This is a genomic window from Rothia sp. HC945, assembly GCF_051370785.1.
Taxonomy (GTDB): Bacteria; Actinomycetota; Actinomycetes; order Actinomycetales; family Micrococcaceae; genus Rothia.
In genome coordinates this window covers 159,533-177,388 of record NZ_JBFCSN010000002.1, presented here as the reverse complement: position 1 = coordinate 177,388, position 17,856 = coordinate 159,533, and the positions used below count along the sequence as shown (strand labels likewise).

General features: G+C 65.2%; 13 protein-coding genes. 5 read left to right on the top strand and 8 right to left on the bottom strand.

Annotation, left to right across the window (positions count from 1 at the left end):
- Positions 1-53 precede the first annotated feature (53 nt).
- The 3 genes from pth to sufU are packed head-to-tail and all read left to right on the top strand — an operon-like array spanning position 54 to position 2,472.
- On the top strand, positions 54-632 hold the full coding sequence (pth, locus tag AB0Y14_RS09345) for an aminoacyl-tRNA hydrolase (protein ID WP_436588991.1): 579 nt from the start codon (positions 54-56) through the stop codon (positions 630-632).
- A 53-nt stretch (positions 633-685) separates the two neighbouring features.
- Positions 686-2,023, top strand: coding sequence for an aminotransferase class V-fold PLP-dependent enzyme (locus AB0Y14_RS09340; RefSeq protein ID WP_436588990.1), 1,338 nt, complete (start codon positions 686-688; stop codon positions 2,021-2,023).
- Positions 2,020-2,472, top strand: a complete 453-nt coding sequence (sufU, locus tag AB0Y14_RS09335; protein ID WP_436588989.1) for a Fe-S cluster assembly sulfur transfer protein SufU — start codon at positions 2,020-2,022, stop codon at positions 2,470-2,472. The genes AB0Y14_RS09340 and sufU overlap by 4 nt, the downstream gene beginning before the upstream one ends.
- Positions 2,473-2,521: 49 nt before the next feature.
- Here the strand turns inward: sufU and nhaA are convergent, their stop codons facing one another.
- Both nhaA and AB0Y14_RS09325 read right to left on the bottom strand, forming a co-directional pair.
- Entirely contained in the window at positions 2,522-3,871 is a 1,350-nt protein-coding gene (gene nhaA, locus AB0Y14_RS09330; protein WP_436588988.1) for a Na+/H+ antiporter NhaA, read from the bottom strand.
- Between the two features lie 129 nt (positions 3,872-4,000).
- Positions 4,001-4,495 (bottom strand): DUF2505 domain-containing protein, encoded by a 495-nt coding sequence (locus tag AB0Y14_RS09325; protein WP_436588987.1) that lies wholly within the window; start codon positions 4,493-4,495, stop codon positions 4,001-4,003.
- A 260-nt stretch (positions 4,496-4,755) separates the two neighbouring features.
- Between AB0Y14_RS09325 and mfd the strand changes: the two genes are divergently transcribed.
- Positions 4,756-8,391: a transcription-repair coupling factor gene (gene mfd / locus AB0Y14_RS09320; protein ID WP_436588986.1), complete on the top strand. Its 3,636-nt coding sequence runs from the start codon at positions 4,756-4,758 to the stop codon at positions 8,389-8,391.
- A gap of 125 nt (positions 8,392-8,516) precedes the next feature.
- On the opposite strand, the gene AB0Y14_RS09315 is transcribed toward mfd, so the two are convergent.
- The 4 genes from AB0Y14_RS09315 to AB0Y14_RS09300 all read right to left on the bottom strand — a co-directional run bounded on the left by AB0Y14_RS09315 (position 8,517) and on the right by AB0Y14_RS09300 (position 12,251).
- Positions 8,517-8,840 (bottom strand): hypothetical protein, encoded by a 324-nt coding sequence (locus AB0Y14_RS09315; protein WP_436588985.1) that lies wholly within the window; start codon positions 8,838-8,840, stop codon positions 8,517-8,519.
- A 94-nt stretch (positions 8,841-8,934) separates the two neighbouring features.
- Positions 8,935-9,612 carry a deoxyribose-phosphate aldolase gene (deoC, locus tag AB0Y14_RS09310; protein WP_436588984.1) on the bottom strand — a complete coding sequence of 226 codons (678 nt, stop codon included), beginning with the start codon at positions 9,610-9,612 and terminating at the stop codon, positions 8,935-8,937.
- A 68-nt stretch (positions 9,613-9,680) separates the two neighbouring features.
- Positions 9,681-11,408: a phospho-sugar mutase gene (locus tag AB0Y14_RS09305; RefSeq protein ID WP_436588983.1), complete on the bottom strand. Its 1,728-nt coding sequence runs from the start codon at positions 11,406-11,408 to the stop codon at positions 9,681-9,683.
- Positions 11,409-11,444: 36 nt separating this feature from the next.
- Complete coding sequence (locus tag AB0Y14_RS09300; RefSeq protein ID WP_436589121.1) at positions 11,445-12,251, bottom strand: purine-nucleoside phosphorylase; 807 nt, start codon at positions 12,249-12,251, stop codon at positions 11,445-11,447.
- A 178-nt stretch (positions 12,252-12,429) separates the two neighbouring features.
- Here AB0Y14_RS09300 and AB0Y14_RS09295 point away from each other — a divergent pair, with 178 nt between their 5' ends.
- A complete protein-coding gene (locus AB0Y14_RS09295; protein WP_436589120.1) occupies positions 12,430-13,854 on the top strand; it encodes an NAD(P)H-quinone dehydrogenase in 1,425 nt (474 codons plus the stop codon).
- 90 nt (positions 13,855-13,944) lie between these two features.
- Here the strand turns inward: AB0Y14_RS09295 and AB0Y14_RS09290 are convergent, their stop codons facing one another.
- Entirely contained in the window at positions 13,945-15,366 is a 1,422-nt protein-coding gene (locus AB0Y14_RS09290; protein ID WP_436588982.1) for an MFS transporter, read from the bottom strand.
- A 640-nt stretch (positions 15,367-16,006) separates the two neighbouring features.
- On the bottom strand, positions 16,007-17,824 hold the full coding sequence (locus tag AB0Y14_RS09285; RefSeq protein WP_436588981.1) for an acetyl/propionyl/methylcrotonyl-CoA carboxylase subunit alpha: 1,818 nt from the start codon (positions 17,822-17,824) through the stop codon (positions 16,007-16,009).
- Positions 17,825-17,856 lie beyond the last annotated feature (32 nt).

Sequence of the window (17,856 nt, the reverse complement as noted above, 5' to 3'; positions counted from 1 at the left end):
GGGTCCATCCGCACAATGACGACGCCGGGCGCCCCGGCCTGGAGGAGAACATCATGGCCGAAACCTGGCTGGTCATGGGACTGGGAAACCCCGGCCCCCAATACGTCAATACTCGCCACAACGTGGGACAGATGGTCGTCGATACCTTGGCCCGCAGCATGCAGGCCTCGTTCAAACGCCACAAGACCGGTGCCGTCGTCGTCGAGGGCCGGCTCGGAATCGGTGGGCCTCGCGTGGTCCTGGCCAAATCCACGGGGTACATGAACACCTCGGGCGGCCCCGCTTCGGCCCTCGCGAAGTTCTACGAAGTCGATCCGGACCACGTGATTGCCGTGCATGACGAGATCGACATCCCTTTCGACACCGTCAAGCTCAAACAGGGCGGGGGAGAAGGCGGCCACAATGGACTGCGGGATATTTCGAAAGCACTGGGGACCAAGGACTACCTGCGTGTGCGCGTCGGTGTGGGCCGCCCACCCGGACGGATGGACACTGCCGACTACGTGCTGAAGAATTTTTCGTCTGCCGAGGCCAAGCAACTGCCGGCTCTCCTCGAGGACTCGGCGGATGCCGTCGAGCTCGTCATGACCCAGGGCCTGACCGCGGCCCAGCAAAAATTCCATGCACGTTAAGCCGCAAGGCACCCCGGCGGATATCCGCGAGCACTGGTCCTAGGATGGGGGCCATGAGCAATTCGACCCGCCAGAATTCTCCTTCCGCCACCGGCCCCCTGGACGACGCGAAGGTTCGGAGCCTGCTCCGGGACTTTCCGATACTCGCCAGGCGAGACGGTGAGGACCCGTTGGTGTACCTCGACACGGGGGCCACGAGCCAGAACCCCGCTCCCGTGCTCGATGCCGAACGGGACTACTACGAACACAACAATTCGGCCGTCCACCGCGGGGCCCACAGCCTGGCCGTGACCGCGACCGACGCGTTTGAGGATGCTCGCCGCACGGTGGCCGATTTTGTGGGCGTCACGGAGAACGAACTGGTCTGGACGTCGAACGCGACCGAAGCGATCAACCTGGTCGCCTACTCGTTCTCCAACGCTTCCGCCGGGTTGGGCGGACCCGAAGCCGAACGATTCGCGCTCGGCCCGGGGGACGAGATCGTGACCACCGAAGCCGAACACCACGCCAACCTCATCCCATGGCAGCAACTGGCCGCCAGAACCGGTGCGACGCTGCGCTACATCCCGGTGGGCGAGGACGGGCTGCTGGACGAGGACGCCGCCGAGGGCATCGTCGGACCGGCCACCAGGATCTTCGCCTTCACTCATGTCTCCAACGTGCTCGGATCGGTCACCGACGTCCGGACATTCGTCCGGCTGGCCAAGAAATACGATGCCCTGACGGTCCTGGACGCATGCCAGTCCGTCCCGCACATGCCGGTCGACTTCGCCGACCTCGGAGTGGATTTCGCGGCCTTCTCCGGGCACAAGATGCTGGGTCCCACCGGGATCGGTGCCCTGTACGGCCGATACGACCTTCTCAAGTCCATGCCGCCATTCCTGACCGGCGGATCCATGATCACCAAGGTCACCATGGATGAGGCACAATTCATGGAGCCGCCCATGCGGTTCGAGGCCGGCACACAGCGCGTCTCGCAGGCCGTAGCGCTGGCCAGTGCCGTCCGTTACCTGGACGAGATCGGAATGGACAACGTGCACGTGTGGGAGGCCGAACTCGGGCGGCGGCTCGCGGAGGGAGTCTCACAGATCGACGGCGTCCGTCTGCTCGGTCCGGAACCCGGCGCCGAACGTGCGGGGCTCGTGTCGATCGACGTGGATGGGGTCCATCCCCACGACGTCGGGCAGCTCCTGGACAGCAAAGGTATCGCCGTTCGGGTGGGGCACCACTGCGCCCAGCCGCTGCACCGGCGGTTGGGGATCACCGCCTCGACTCGGGCCAGCGCGTACGTATACAACACGACCGCGGACGTGGACCGGTTTCTGGACGCCCTGGGTGACGTCCGGCCCTTCTTCGGGCTGGGCGGCGCCTCCGACGGAGGACGGTCATGAGCGATCTCGACCAGTTGTACCAGCAGGTCATTCTCGACCACTCCCGACGCCGTACGGGCGAGGGGCTCGAATCCGGCGGTACTCGACACACCGCCGAGAACCACCAGTACAACCCGACGTGCGGGGACGAGATCAACGTGCGCGTGAGCCTGGACGACGCCGGGAACCGGGTGGAGAGCCTCACCTGGGAGGGTGACGGCTGCTCGATCTCGATGGCCTCCGCATCCGTGCTCTCCGAGATGGCACCCGGCATGAGCATGGGGGAGTTCGCGAACAGGGTCGACGAGTTCCGGCAGATGTTGCGGTCGCGCGGTCAGATCGAACCGGACGAGGAATCACTCGGGGACGCGGCAGCGTTCGCCGGGGTCTCCAAATTCGTGGCGCGGGTCAAATGCGCCATGCTGGCCTGGGTCGCGGCGGAGGAAGCCGCGAAGGAAGCGGCCCTCTGACCAGCCCCGAGGCCTCTCGTCCGGGGAGCCCCGGCCGCTCGGGACCGATTCAGGATGACGCAGGGTCGTCCTGAGACCGTGCCTGCGTCGCCTCGGATTCGTCCGGGGTGGCGCCGTCGTAGGTGTCCACCGCGACGCCCTGAGCACGAAGACGCTTGTAGTGGGTGTTGCGCATGCCCAGCAGAATTCCGCCCAAGATCGCCGAGAGCAGGGAACCGGTGAGCACACCGACCTTGGCGTGGTCGTCATGGATCGTGCCCAGACCGAAGCTCAGCTCCGCGACGAGCAGCGCGACGGTGAAGCCGATGCCGCCCATCATGGCCAGTCCGAAGACGTCGATCCACTTCATGTCCTCATCGATCTCCGCCCCGGAGACTCGCGTCAGAATCCACGTCGACCCGAAGATTCCGATGGTCTTGCCGGCCACGAGTCCCACGACGACGCCGATGGCGACGGGGTCCGAGAAGGCATCCACGATCCCGGGCCATCCGCCCACGGCAACGCCCGAGGCGAAGAACGCGAATACCGGGATCGCGATGCCGTTCGACAGCGGCGAGAAACGATGGGACAACCGGGGTGCCAAGCCGATCGGAGCCTCACCGGCCTGCGGTTTGGAACGGCGAAGCACCGGAACCATGAAACCGAGCACCACGCCGGCGATGGTCGCGTGGATGCCTGCCGAGTAGATGAGCACCCAGGTCACCACGCCGATCGGCAACAGGATGACCCAGGGAGCCCACCGGCTGTGGGCGAAAAACCGCGGCCACCGATGGGTCAGGATCCAGAACAGGGCCGCGGGCAGGATCGCGAGCCCGAGGTACAGGAAATTCACGCCCTCCGAATAGACGAACGCGATGATCACGATGGCGATCAGGTCGTCGACCACGGCCAAGGTCAGCAGAAAGGTCCGCATGGCCGTCGGCAGCGCGGAGCCCACGACCGCCAGGACGGACACGGCGAAAGCGATGTCCGTGGCCGTGGGAGTGGCCCACCCTCGCAGGGTAGCGGCGTCGCCCCAGATCAGATTGATGGCGGCGTAGATCAGGGCCGGCATGGCCACGCCACCGAAGGCGGCAACAACGGGAACGATGGCCTTCTTGATCCGACGCAACTCGCCGTCGACGAACTCGGACTTCAGCTCGAGCCCGGTCATGAAGAAGAACACGGCAAGAAGGCCCTCGGAGGCCCATTCGCCCACCGTGTGGAAAGCGCTGTCGACCGCGGGTATCCCGAGGTGGGCGTCGCGCAGACCGAAGTATCCATCGGCCATGAAGGAATTGGCGAACAGGAGCCCGAGGACCATGGCCGCGATCATCAGCAGTCCACCGGTGTTGCCGTTGCGCAGCTTCGAACCGAACGTGCTCTGGTGGTAGCCCTCTTGCTCGAGTGTTGTCGTCATGTCTTCCTCAGTGTGCGGGATCGTGGGGGTCCGCTCTTACGCTAACGGCGCCTCCCGGTCTCCACCGAATCCTCGTGACGACGAGGCTGTGTGGGACGGCCGGGAGGCGCCGCAGGCGAGGGGCCGGGATCAGCCGTGGTTCTTGATCCAGTCCTCGGCGGTCGTGCTCTGGAGGGACAGAGCCTTGCCGATGTACGGCTCGGCGGCGGCGGAGATCTTCTTTCCGACCAGCGGAATATTGGCCTTGACCTCGCCCTCGACGTCGACGACGGTCTGCTCGCCCTGGGATGCGAGGTCCTGGTGCGCGCTCGCCGAGACGGGCATTCCGGCGACGTCGATCGACGTGTCGACGCTTCTCGAACCGTTCTCCTGCGGTGCACTGTACTTGTCGACCTGAGTCAGCTTGACCCCGTTGCCGACGAACTTCTGGGCGACGCTGGGGACCTTGTCCGCTCCGACACCGCGAACGGTGGTCACGGTGAAGGCACCGGAGGTCTCGCCCTCGACCTTCAACGACTCGAATTCGACGCCGGCCTTCTTGGCCACGTGGCGGGCGAAGTCCTCCGACGTGAAGGCCTCGAGGACCTTGTCGATCGGCGCGTTGATGGTGTGCGATTCTTTCATGGCCATGGATGTCTCACTTCGTGTCGTCGAATGGTTCAGGCCTCAGTCTAGCGGGCAGGAGCCCGCCGACCGCGAGGGTTTCGCGGTGGGGTTAAGCCGGGAGCATGCGGGCGTGGAGCCCACGAGACGACCGGCGTAATGTAGTATCCGTTCGGCCCGAGACCGAACGTGCCCGCGTCCGGAACGGAATTCGGGCGCATTTCTGCGTGCCCGGAAACGGACGCGATCATCGCCCCCGACCACTCAAGGACCGTCATCTCATGAGCCTCACTGGGTTGCGCAAAGCCCTCGACCAGGAACCCACGTTCGCGAATGTCCTGGCGCAGGCATCCCGATCGGCGTCCGAACGGTCCTCCGAAACCGTGATCGGGGCGGCCGAAGGGCTCAGGGCACCCTTGCTGGCACAGATTGCGGACGGACTCTCGACCGCCGCGTCCGCCGGTCGCGCGGGACGGGAGGGCAACCACGCTCCGATCGTGCTGGCGATGACCGCGACCGATCGCGAGGCCGAGGACCTCGAGGCAGTTCTGGGATCGTATATCGATCCGCGCAGCGTGACCCGGTTCCCCGCTTGGGAGACCCTGCCCCACGAACGCCTGTCGCCAAGGTCGGACACCGTGGGCCAGCGTCTGGCCGTCCTGCGTCGCATGTCCGAGGCGAACGACGACGTCCGGGTGGTCATCGCTCCCGTGCGCTCTGTCCTCCAGCCCATTTCGGCCAGCCTCGAATCCATGAAGCCGGTCCGACTGGAGGTGGGGGAGGAACACGACTTCGAGGGAACGGTCGAGGCGCTGTCCGCCGCCGCGTATTCCAGGGTCGATCTGGTCACCAAGCGGGGCGAGTTCGCCGTACGCGGCGGAATCATCGACGTCTTCTCTCCCGTCGAGGACCACCCGGTGCGCATCGACTTCTTCGGCGACGAGATCGATACCATGAAATGGTTCGCGGTCGCCGATCAGCGCACCTTCACACCCAAGGACGAGGAAGACCCCACGGAGCTGATTGCCCCACCGTGCCGGGAAATCCTCATCACCCCCAACGTGATGTCCCGAGCGGCAAAGCTCAAGGACACTCTTCCGGGGGCCGAGTCCATGCTCGAACGCATCGCGGGCGGCATCTACGTCGAGGGCATGGAATCTCTTGCCCCATTGCTGGTCGACGAGATGACGACGCTGATCGCCTCCCTTCCTGACGACTCGATGACCGTGCTTCTCGAGCCCGAGAAGATTCGGGCCAGAGCGGCCGACCTGGTTGCCACGAACGAGGAATTCCTCCTGGCCGCGTGGGAGCAGGCGTCCAACGGACAACAGGCTCCCATCGATATCAACGAGACCGGCCTCGCGCAGGCCAGCTTCATGGCCGTCGCGGACGCGCGCCACGAGGCCTTGGACCGGGGGCACGGCTGGTGGTCCGTCACCTCTCTCGGTGTCGACGAAGCCATCGAGGACGAAGCCGACAGCCTGACGATCGCGGTCCGAGCTCCCCTGACTTTTGCGGGGAATATCGACGCCATGCTCGAGGTGGTCGGGGACCACGTGCGCAACGGGTGGCAGGTCGTCGCCGTGACCGACGGGCCGGGCCCGTTGAACCGGCTCGCCGAACTCTTCCAGTCCGCGGACCTGCCGGCCGCCCGGAGGGATGACCTGACCGAGGAGCCCCAGGCCGGAATCATCGAGTTGACCACGGCACCGCACGGGACCGGTTTCGTCCTCGAGGATGCCAAAATCGCCCTGCTCACCGAGTCCGACGTGCTGGGGAAGGCGAGCCCCTACACCACGCGCGACATGAGGAAGCTGCCGGCGCGGCGTCGTCGGAATGCGGTGGATCCTCTTGCTCTGAAGCCCGGGGACTACGTGGTCCACGAGCAGCACGGCATCGGCCAGTTCGTGGAACTGATCCAGAGGCCGATCGCAGGGGCCATGATCAAGCCTGGGCAGCCGAAGCCCATGAAGGAGTACCTGGTCCTCGAATACGCATCCTCCAAGCGTGGTGCGCCGAGGGACCGGCTCTTCGTGCCGACGGATCAACTCGACCAGGTCACCAACTACGTCGGTGGCGATGCACCCACGTTGTCCAAGATGGGCGGATCGGACTGGGCCAAGACCAAGTCCAAGGCCCGCAAGGCCGTCAAGGAGATCGCGGCCGATCTCATCCGGCTGTATTCGGCGCGTATGGCCTCGCGCGGTCACGCCTTCGGCCCGGACACCCCGTGGCAGCGAGAGCTCGAGGAAGCATTTCCCTATGTCGAGACTCCCGACCAGTTGACCACGATCAACGAGGTCAAGCACGACATGGAGCGGGAGATTCCCATGGACCGCCTGATCTCCGGCGACGTGGGTTACGGCAAGACCGAAGTCGCCGTGCGTGCGGCCTTCAAGGCCGTCCAGGAGGGAAAACAGGTCGCGATCCTGGTCCCGACCACCCTCCTGGCCCAGCAGCACTCTGAGACCTTCACCGAACGTTTCAGCGGTTTCCCGGTGCGCGTGTCCACGTTGTCCCGTTTCCAGACGCCCAAGGAGTCCAAGGCCGTCGAATCGGGGATCTCGGACGGAAGCATCGACGTCGTGATCGGAACCCATCGTCTGCTCTCCTCGGACATCACCTTCAAGGATCTGGGGTTGGTGATCATCGACGAAGAGCAGCGTTTCGGCGTCGAGCACAAGGAGAAGCTCAAGACCCTCCGGACCAACGTCGACGTCCTGGCCATGTCGGCAACCCCGATTCCCCGTACGCTCGAGATGTCGCTGACGGGTATCCGTGAGACTTCTACCCTGGCGACGCCGCCCGAGGAAAGACACCCGGTGCTGACCTTCGTGGGGCCGCACACGGAGAAGCAGGTTGCGGCGGCGGTCCGACGCGAGCTCATGCGCGAAGGCCAGGTGTTCTACGTGCACAACAGGGTTTCCTCCATCGACCGCGTCGCTTCCGACCTGCAGAAACTCGTTCCCGAGGCACGTATCGCGGTCGCTCACGGGCAGATGAGCGAGTCCCGCCTCGAGCAGATCATCGTCGACTTCTGGGAAAAGCGGTTCGACGTGCTGGTCTGCACCACGATCGTCGAGACCGGACTGGACATCTCCAACGCCAATACCTTGATCGTCGACCGCGCCAACAACTACGGCCTGTCCCAGCTTCACCAGCTCAGAGGGCGCGTGGGCCGCGGGCGCGAGCGGGCCTATGCGTACTTCCTCTACCCGTTGGAGAAACCGTTGGGCGAGGTCGCGCTCGAGCGTCTCAAAGCCGTTGCCGCGCACAACGAACTTGGCGCAGGAATGCAGTTGGCGATGAAGGACCTCGAGATCCGTGGTGCCGGCAACCTGCTCGGTGGTGAGCAGTCGGGCCATATCGCGGGTGTCGGTTTCGACCTGTACCTGAGACTGGTCGGCGAGGCCGTCGCCGACTACCGCGGTGAGGACCAGGAAGAGGCCCCGGCCGAGATGAAGATCGAGCTTCCGGTGGACGCCCACCTCCCGCACGACTACGTGCCGGGGGAGAGGCTTCGCCTCGAGGCGTACCGGAATCTCGCGGCCGCCGCGAGCGATGAAGCGGTGGACGACGTCGCCGCGGAACTGCGGGACCGTTACGGCGAGCTGCCGCAGCCCGCCGAGAACCTGCTCAAGATCGCCCGCCTGCGCATCAAGGCGCGGGCGGCCGGTCTCACGGAGATCATGGTCATGGGACCGAAGATCCGTTTCTACCCGGTCGACCTGGCCGAGTCGCGGCAGATGCGACTCGACCGCATGTATCCGCAGTCGATCACGAAGGTCGTCCAGGGCACGGAACAGAAGCAGATCCTGGTTCCCAAACCGAAGTCGGCCCCGGTGGGCGGCAAGGACCTCGTGGACGACGAGATCCTGGACTGGGCCGAGGCGTTCATCGACGCGATCCTGGCGTAGGGCGCAAGGCCCGAGTCTCTTGGGGATCAGGTGCGGCTCAGCCTCGATCGCGCAGAAAAGCGCCCCGCCCCGGGCAAACCGGGGCGGGGCGCTGTCTACGCGGTGCGGGTTATTCTCCGCGGCGTCTAGAGCTGAGTGAGTTCCTTGCCCGAGGGGGAGCCCTTGGCGGTCTTGCTCCTCAGGATGTTGAGCGGAACCATGAAGGTCAGTCCGTAGAGCACGATGGCGATCGCAAACGGCAACCAGGCCTTGGAATCGGAAATCCACAGACCGAAGCAGTAGAACGACGCAACCAGCAGAATCATGCAGAACACGAAGTTCAGCAGGTTGGTCACCAGATGGCCCTCTCCCGAGTGGCTGCGTACCTTCTGGTTGGTCTGGTACTGCTTCGAATTATGAGCGGGCCCGGACGCGCCGTGCCTGAACGCCGATTCTTCTCCGTGGGTCATACGGTCCTCATTCCTCAAGGTTGGTCACCCGCGCACCACAGCAGACGGGCACACGGTCGGATGACGAGTCCATTCCAGTATAGGAGCTGTGGGACTATCTCGCGTCCCGAACGATCTCGATGCCTTTGGACGCCCCGATTCGGGTCGCCCCGGCCGCGACCATATTGAGCGCGTCCTCGCGGCTGTGGATTCCGCCAGAGGCCTTGACGCCGATGTCGGGCCCCACGGTCTCGCGCATCAGCTGGACGTCGGCGACGGTTGCGCCGCCGGTCGAGAAGCCCGTGGACGTCTTGACGAATTCGGCACCGACAGCCACGGCGGCCCTGCACGCGAGCACTTTCTGGTCGTCGTCGAGCAGGCAGGCCTCGATGATGACTTTGAGCACGCCCTGTCGGTCGTGGACCGCGTCGGCCACGGCACGAATGTCGGCGACCAGGGCCTCCTCGTCACCCTCGATGGCCGCCGCGATATCGATGACCATGTCGATTTCTCGGGCGCCGTCGGCGAGGGCCGTTGCCGCCTCGAAGACTTTCGCGTCGGTCGTCGTCGCGCCGAGAGGGAAGCCAACCACGACGCACGGCACGGGGTCATGCCCCTCGAGCTCGTCGGCGACGAGTTTGGCCCAGATGGGATTCACGCACACGGAGGCGAATCCGTGCTCGCGCGCTTCGCGGCACAGGCGAAGGACATCCTCTTTCCGCGCATCCGGGGCCAGGATCGTGTGATCGATCATGCCGGCGAGGTTCGAGGGAAGGTCGGTGGATTCAGTCATGAGCTCTCCATTCGGGGTGACCGTCCGCGGCGGAAGGGACGGCAAAGACGCGGTGCGGGGCAGCGGCACTAGGACTCCGAGTCCACGCCCAGGGCAAGGGCGATGTCCTCGCGGAGCGCCGTGAGGCGACGGTTCGCCATGCCACGAGCCTCTGCGAGGGGCGTTTCCTTCTCGACCGGTACCACGGCCTCGAGGTAGCACTTGAGTTTGGGTTCCGTGCCCGACGGACGCACGATCACGCGTCCCCCGTTTTCGGTCAGGTACACCAGGGCATCGGTCGGTGGAAGGTTCTTGGAGCCCTGGGAGAGATCCCGGACCTTGGTCACTGGTGAACCACCCAGCTTCTCGGGCCGAGTCCCGCGCAACCGGCCCATCATGGCCGTCATCCGGTCCAGGTCCTCGACTCGGACGGACAACTGGGACGTCGCGTGGACCCCGTGCTGTCGGGCGATGTCATCGAGAACGTCCGTGAGCGACTTGCCTGCGTCCTTGAGCTTGGCGGCATAGTCGGCCACGATCAGTGCGGCAGAGATCCCGTCCTTGTCCTTGACCAGGTCGGGAGCCACGCAATAACCCAAGGCCTCCTCGTACCCGTAGACCAGCCCCTGGACGCGGGCGATCCACTTGAAGCCCGTCAGGGTCTCACGGTGTTCGATCCCGTGCGCCGTCGCCATGCGCCCGAGCAGACTCGAGGAAACGATCGAGCTGGCGAAGTAGCGGCGCGAACCGCTCGTCGCCGGAAGACGCTCGAGCATGATGCGTCCAATGATCGCCCCGACTTCGTCGCCCGTGAGAATTCTCCAACCATCGTCCGCTTCCGCATCCGGCACGGCGAAGGCGACGCGGTCGGCGTCGGGATCGTTGGCGACCACCAGATCCGCATCCCGGTCCCGGGCCAATCCGATCGCGAGATCCATGGCACCGGGCTCTTCCGGGTTGGGGAACCGGACGGTCGGGAACTTGGGGTCCGGCAAGGCCTGCTCGGGAACCACGTGAAGACGGTCGAACCCTGCCCGGGACAGGACGAAGGACATGACCTCCCCGCCCACACCGTGCATTGGAGTCAGAACCACGGAGAGGGACCGAGAGGATGGGGCGATACCCGGGATCAGGGAAGTGACCTCGTGCTCGTAGTCGCGCGCGAGCCGCTCCGGGAGCATCGTCCAGCCGGAATCCGCTCGCTCGATGCGATCGACGGAGGGGGCGTCGGCGATCTTCTCGGCGATCTCGGTGTCGATCGGCGGAATGATCTGCGCGCCGCGGGCATCCTCACCGACGGCCTGGCCGCCCAGGTAAACCTTGTAGCCGTTGTCGGACGCTGGATTGTGCGAGGCCGTGACCATGATGCCGACGTCGGCCTTCAGCAAACGAGTCGCCCAAGCGAGCACGGGCGTGGGAAGGGGTACCGGCATGAGGAAAGCGTCCAGACCGGCCGCCGTGAAGATCCCCGCCGTGTCCCGGGCAAAGGCGTCGGACTTGGTCCGGGCGTCGTAGCCGATCACCGCTCGAGGCGTTGCCGTCCAATTCTCCTTCGCGGCCCTCTCCTTGAGGTAGGTTGCGACGCCATAGGCCGCCTGGGCCACGACGGCGCGGTTCATGCGCATGGGTCCTGCACCGAGCGCCGCGCGCAACCCCGCCGTTCCGAACTGGAGCCGCCCGGAGAAGCGCTCGCGCAGGAGGGCCTCGCCTTCCTCGGTTTCGGCGTGGCTGATCATCTCCAGGAGCTCGCGCTGGGTCTGGGGATCCGGGTCGGCCTCGACCCATTGCATTGCTTCGTTGATCAGTTCCGTCGTCATGGATAAACCTCGTCGTTTTCCTGAAGTGCCGTGGTGCTAGTGGTCCAAGCGGGCAATGATCTGCGCCAGCAACTCGGAGATGCGCGGACCGGCGTTCCGCCCCTCTTCCAGGACTTCGTGGTGGCTCAGCGGGCTGTCGGAAATTCCCGCAGCGGCGTTGGTGACCAAGGATATACCGAATACTTCCAGGCCGGCGGCGCGGGCCGCAATGGCCTCGAGCGCCGTGGACATCCCCACCAGGTCCGCGCCCAGGGTCTGGGCCATGCGGATCTCCGCCGGAGTTTCGTAATGCGGTCCGGGAAGCTGGAGGTAGACCCCTTCCTCGAGGCTCGGGTCGATCGATCGGGCGATCTCCCGAATGCGGGGAGAATACAGATCCGTCAGATCGACAAAATGCGCTCCGACAAGAGGGGAACCGCCCGTGAGGTTGATGTGGTCCTTGATCAGCACGGGCGTGCCGGGGCGATACGTCGGTTGCAGACCGCCGCACCCGTTGGTCAAAATCATGGTCGAGCACCCGGCGGCCGCGGCCGTACGCACGCCATGGACAACCTGCTGGATGCCATGACCTTCGTACAGGTGGGTCCGCGCACCGATGACCAGTGCCCGGCGGCCCTCCGGCGTCCTGACGGAGGTGAGGGTTCCGGCGTGGCCCGCAATCTCCGAGGAACGGAATCCGGGAACGTCGTCGGCGTTGAGGACATGCGTCGCCTCACCGATGAGCTCGGCGGCGCCGCCCCACCCGGACCCCAGGGTGAGGCCATAGTCGTGGCGCTTCACGCCGGTCTGTTCGGCGATGTACTCCGCGGCGCGCTGGGCCAAACGATGCGGTTCGAACCCCATGCTCGAGGAGTTGTTCGGAAGTTCCGCGGGAAGTGTGTTCTTGCTGGTCGTCACGCTCCAAACCTAGCAGGATACGTTCGACGATGGGGCTCCTGGCCAGGTCTGACAGGTGAAAACGGTCCTCGGCGACGAGGCAGGAGGCTCCGGGACTTGGATCGGTTCGGATCTGTGGGGAACAATGAGGACCGTGAGCGAAGCTATTGCATTTACACCACAGAGGATCATCATCATCGGAGGCGGCCCCGGCGGCTACGAGGCCGCGCTGGTTGCCGCGAACCTTGGGGCAGACGTCACCCTTATCGAGGAGCAGGGCTTGGGAGGCTCGGCGGTGATCACCGACGTCGTGCCCTCGAAGACCTTGATTGCCTCCGCGGACACCATGAACAGGTTCAGCGAGGCGCCCGCCCTGGGCATCCGCACCCGGGCCGGGGACGAGCTCGTGGAACTCGAAGTCCACATCGAGAAGGTCAATCGTCGCCTGCTGAACCTGGCCCAGCAGCAATCCAAGGACATCCGTCGGAGTCTCGAGAAGGCCGGGGTGAAGGTCATCGACGGCACAGGGCGGATGCTCGATGAGCACACGGTCGAGGTCCGGGACAAGCAGGGCCTGACCTATGAGCTCGATACGCACGCAGTGCTGCTCAGCGTCGGTGCCCACCCACGTGAGCTGGAGACCGCCAAACCGGACGGGGAGCGCATCTTCAACTGGAAGCAGTTGTACCAGCTCAAGGAGGTCCCTGAGCACCTCATCGTGGTCGGCTCCGGTGTGACGGGTGCGGAGTTCGCCTCCGCTTATCGTGGCCTCGGTGCGGAGGTCACCCTCATCTCCTCGCGAGACCGGGTTCTTCCCAGTGAGGACGAGGACGCCGCGAAGGTTCTGGAGGACGTGTTCGACCGGCGAGGGCTGAATGTCATGCCTCGCTCGCGCGCCGCGTCGGTCGAGCGCGAGGGCGACGGCGTGATCGTGACCCTCTCCGACGGACGCAAGGTCTCCGGTTCGCATTGTCTCCTGGCCGTCGGCTCGATTCCGAACACCAAGGACCTCGGACTCGAGAACGCGGGCGTGACCACGACCGAATCCGGCCACATTGTGGTGGACGGCGTTTCACGCACCACCGCGCCGAACGTGTATGCGTCCGGAGACTGCACCGGCGTGATGCCCCTGGCCTCCGTGGCCGCGATGCAGGGCCGGATCGCCATCGCGCACCTGCTCGGAGACTCCGTGTCGCCTCTCAAGAAACACCGCGTGGCCTCCAACGTGTTCACGTCTCCCGAGATCGCGACTGTGGGCGTTTCCCAGGCCGATATCGAGAGCGGCAAGTACCAGGCGGACACCGTCATGCTGTCCCTCTCGACCAACGCGAGGGCCAAGATGATGGCCGTGGAAGACGGCTTCGTCAAGGTCTTCGCCCGCAAGGGGTCGGGGACGGTTATCGGCGGCGTCGTCGTCGGTCCTCGTGCCTCCGAGCTGATCTTCTCGATCTCCTTGGCGGTCAACACCAAGATGTCCGCGGACGATTTTGCCGACACCTTCTCGGTCTACCCCTCGTTGACGGGATCAATATCCGAAGCGGCCCGACGGTTGCACAAGATGCCTGTCTAGGCCCGAAGCGGACGACGAAAGACGCCGCCGCGCCCACCGTGAGAAGGTGGGCGCGGCGGCGTCTTTGTGCGGTGAGGCCGGGGGCCGCGTCTAGGAGGCGTCGGAGCTGATCGAGGCGAGATCGACGTCCCTGGTTTCCCGGGAGATGAGCAGAGCGATCATCGTGATGACCGCCGCACCCGCCAGGTACCAGCCCACGGCGCTGACCCCGCCCCAGGCGTTGAGGGACACCGCGATGTACGGGGTGATGGCCGCACCCAGGATCGATGCGACGTTGTAAGCGATTCCGGAGCCCGTGTACCGAACGTTGGTGGGGAACAGCTCGGGCAGGAACGCGGACATCGACCCGAAGGACAGGCCCATGATGGCCATGCCGATCGAGATGAAAATGATCAGGCCGGGGATGTTGGCGCCTGTCCCGGTACCGATGGTCGACGGGGCCATGAACAGACCGAAGCTGAGACCGAACGCGAGGATCAGTACGTTGGTCACGAGTTGCTGACGGCGCCGTCCGAAGCGATCCGCGAGCCAACCGGAGACCGGAACGAAGGCCGCGAAGAACAGTACCGAGACGAGCTGAACCTGCAGGAACGTGTGATACGGGATGCCCAGGCCTGCGCCCTTGGACGGTTTGCCGATGCCATAGGACAGGATCCAGGCTGTCATCAGGTAGAACAGCACGTAGCAGGACAGCATGATGAAGGTTCCGAGAAGCATCGGCTTCCACGCCGTGCGGAAAGCGTCCACCAGGGGAGTCTTGACCTTTTCGCCCTTCTGGACCGCCTGCTTGAACACCGGGGTTTCCTCGAGCCGGACGCGCACGTACAGTCCCAAGGCAACCATCAGCACGGAGAAGAGGAACGGGACGCGCCATCCCCAGATCAGGAAAGGCGAGTCAGTCGCGGCCGCATCCTTGGTGGAGTCGAAGTTCATCCACGTGGTCAGGAGGAGCACGAAACCGTTGGCCAAGATGAAGCCGATGGGGGCTCCCAGCTGGGGCCACATTGCGGCACGCGCTCTCTTGCCGGGCTTGGAGTACTCGGAGGCGAGCAGGGCCGCACCGGACCACTCACCGCCAAGGCCCATACCTTGAGCGAAACGGAGGATCGTGAGCAGCGCCGGGGCCCAGAAGGAGATCTGGTGATAGGTGGGCAGCAGCCCGATCAGAAAGGTCGCCACCCCCATGGTCAGCAAGGCGCCGATCAGAGTCGCCTTGCGGCCGATCCGGTCACCGAAGTGGCCGAAGACCACCGAACCCAAAGGTCGCCCGAAGAACGCTGCGGCAAATGTGGCCATCGACGCCAGAAGCTTGGTCGTATCGTCCTGGCCCGTGAAGAACAACGCCGGGAAGACGGCAACGGCGGCGGTCGCGTAGACGTAAAAATCGTAGAACTCGATGGTCGTGCCGACGAGGGAGGCCGTGATGATGCGGTGTTTCGGCACTCGCTGTTCCACGGGCGGGGCTTCGGCCGGAGAAGAACCGGTCGGAACGGACGTGTCAGGAAGTGACATCGAGGCTCCTCATGTTGTGAACGACGGCTCGCACGGCCGCCATGGTGCGTGATCGTCTTCTCACCATAAAGTCGGCATCTACATGGTGGACAAACGTTCCAAATATTGAGAAGACGTGAGGGCTTCGTTCCGCGTAGTGGCGTTGTTGTGGGGTTGCGGCGGCCACAATTGCACGAGAGTGCCACCTGGCGGTGGGGTGCGGGTCGCGGGCCGCGGGCCGCGGGCCGCGGGTGCACGGGGTTGCCTTCTCGTGGGGGGGGGGCGACGTCGTCGTTGTCTGGGGTGATGTTGTTGGGTGGGGGGTTGCCCGAAGGGGAGGAGTTTTCCGCCGTTAGGCGGGGTTTTAACCTCCACCTAACGGCGGTGAGCGCCACCGAATCGGGTAACCACCACCCAATTTGGGCATGGCAGGAGGGACCCCTCCGGGTAACCGCGACGCCATCGCGCCGGGCCGCCGAACCAGGCCCGCCGAACGAGGCCCGCCCGACCAGGGCATCCGCGCCGCCGTCGTGTACCGGGCGACGCGCCGCGTCACACGGCCGGGCGCCGCCTCAGGCCGGTCCGTGACCGGCCCGGAGACACGGCGGGCGGCGTCGTACGAAACGACGCCGCCCGCGCAGGTGTCTGCGAACCCGAGAGACTACTTGATCGTTGCGATCACGGAGCCGGCCGTGACTGTGTCGCCCGGTTTGGCCTTGAGCCCGGTGACCTTGCCCGACTTGTGGGCCGTCAACGGTTGCTCCATCTTCATGGCTTCGAGGACCACGACCAGGTCGCCTTCGCTGACCTTGCTCCCGTCCTTGACCGCCGTCTTGACGATGGTTCCCTGCATCGGCGATGTCAGGTCGTCACCGCTCGTCGCCGACGTGGCCGAACCGGACCGGTTCTTGCGCTGTCGCGTCTTCGAGGACTTGGAGGACGACGACGCGGCGCCGCCCACGTTCGGGATCAGCACCTCGAGCCTCTTGCCATTGACCTCGACGACGACCTTCTGACGATCGTCGTCCTCGCTGTCGATGGAGCCCGGGTTGCCGCCGTAGGGCTCGATGCTGTTGTTGAATTCGGTTTCGATCCAACGGGTGTGCACCGAGAACGGTTCGTCGCCTTCGGGGGCAAAGGCCGGGTCGGAGACCACGACACGATGGAACGTGGTCGCGGTCGGCATGCCGGTGATCTGCAATTCGGCCAGGGCGCGCCGTGAGCGTTCGAGCGCCTGCTGGCGGGAATTGCCCGACACGATGAGCTTGGCCAGCATGGAGTCGAAATTGCCGCCGATGACGTCGCCGCCGACGACGCCCGAATCCCAGCGGACACCGGGGCCGGAGGGGACCGTCAGCGTCTCGACTGTCCCCGGGGACGGCATGAAGTTGCGGCCCGGATCCTCACCGTTGATACGGAACTCGAAGGAGTGGCCGCGCAATTCGGGATCGCCGTAGCCCAGTTCCTCACCGCGAGCGACCCGGAACTGCTCCCGGACGAGGTCCAGTCCGGAGACCTCTTCGGAGACCGGGTGCTCGACTTGGAGCCTGGTGTTGACCTCGAGGAAGCTGATTACGCCGTCCTGGCCGACCAGGAACTCGCACGTGCCTGCGCCCTGGTACTCGGCCTCGCGGAGAATGTCCTTGGAAGATTCGTAGAGCCGTTCGAGCTGCTGGTCCGAGAGGAACGGGGCCGGTGCCTCTTCGACCAGCTTCTGGTTGCGGCGTTGCAATGAGCAGTCGCGGGTCGAAACGACGACGACGTTGCCGTGCGCGTCCGCGATGCACTGGGTCTCCACGTGGCGGGGTGCATCCAGGAATCGTTCGATGAAGCACTCGCCGCGCCCGAAGGCGGCCGTGGCCTCGCGAACGGCCGATTCGAACATCTCTGGGATGTCCTCGCGTTCGCGGGCGACTTTGATGCCGCGTCCGCCGCCTCCGAAGGCTGCCTTGATCGCGATGGGGAGACCGTGCTGATCAGCGAAGTCCAGGACCTCCTGCGCGTTGGCGACGGGATCCTTGGTACCAGGAACCAGGGGAGCGCCGACCTTTTCGGCGATATGGCGTGCGGCAACCTTGTCGCCGAGTTCGGTGATAGCAGCGGGGGAGGGACCGATCCATGTGAGGCCGGCTTCCTGGACGGCGTGGGCGAATTCCGCATTCTCCGAAAGGAATCCGTACCCGGGGTGGATGGAGTCGGCGCCCGAACGTCGGGCCGCATCCAGGATTTTGTCGATCACGAGGTAGGAGTCGGCGGCGGTCGAACCTCCCAGGGAGAAGGCTTCGTCCGCGAGCTTCACATGGAGCGCATCGCGATCCGGGTCCGCATAGACGGCCACGGTCTGCAGGCCTTCGTCCGCGGCCGCACGGATCACACGAACCGCGATTTCACCACGGTTGGCGATCAGCACCTTGCCGACCGGACCGCTGGTGTAACGGGAATCCGCTCTGTTCTTCTGCTCTGACTCAGTGCTGGTCACTCATCCACTCCTTATAATCCTCCCGTGAGCTT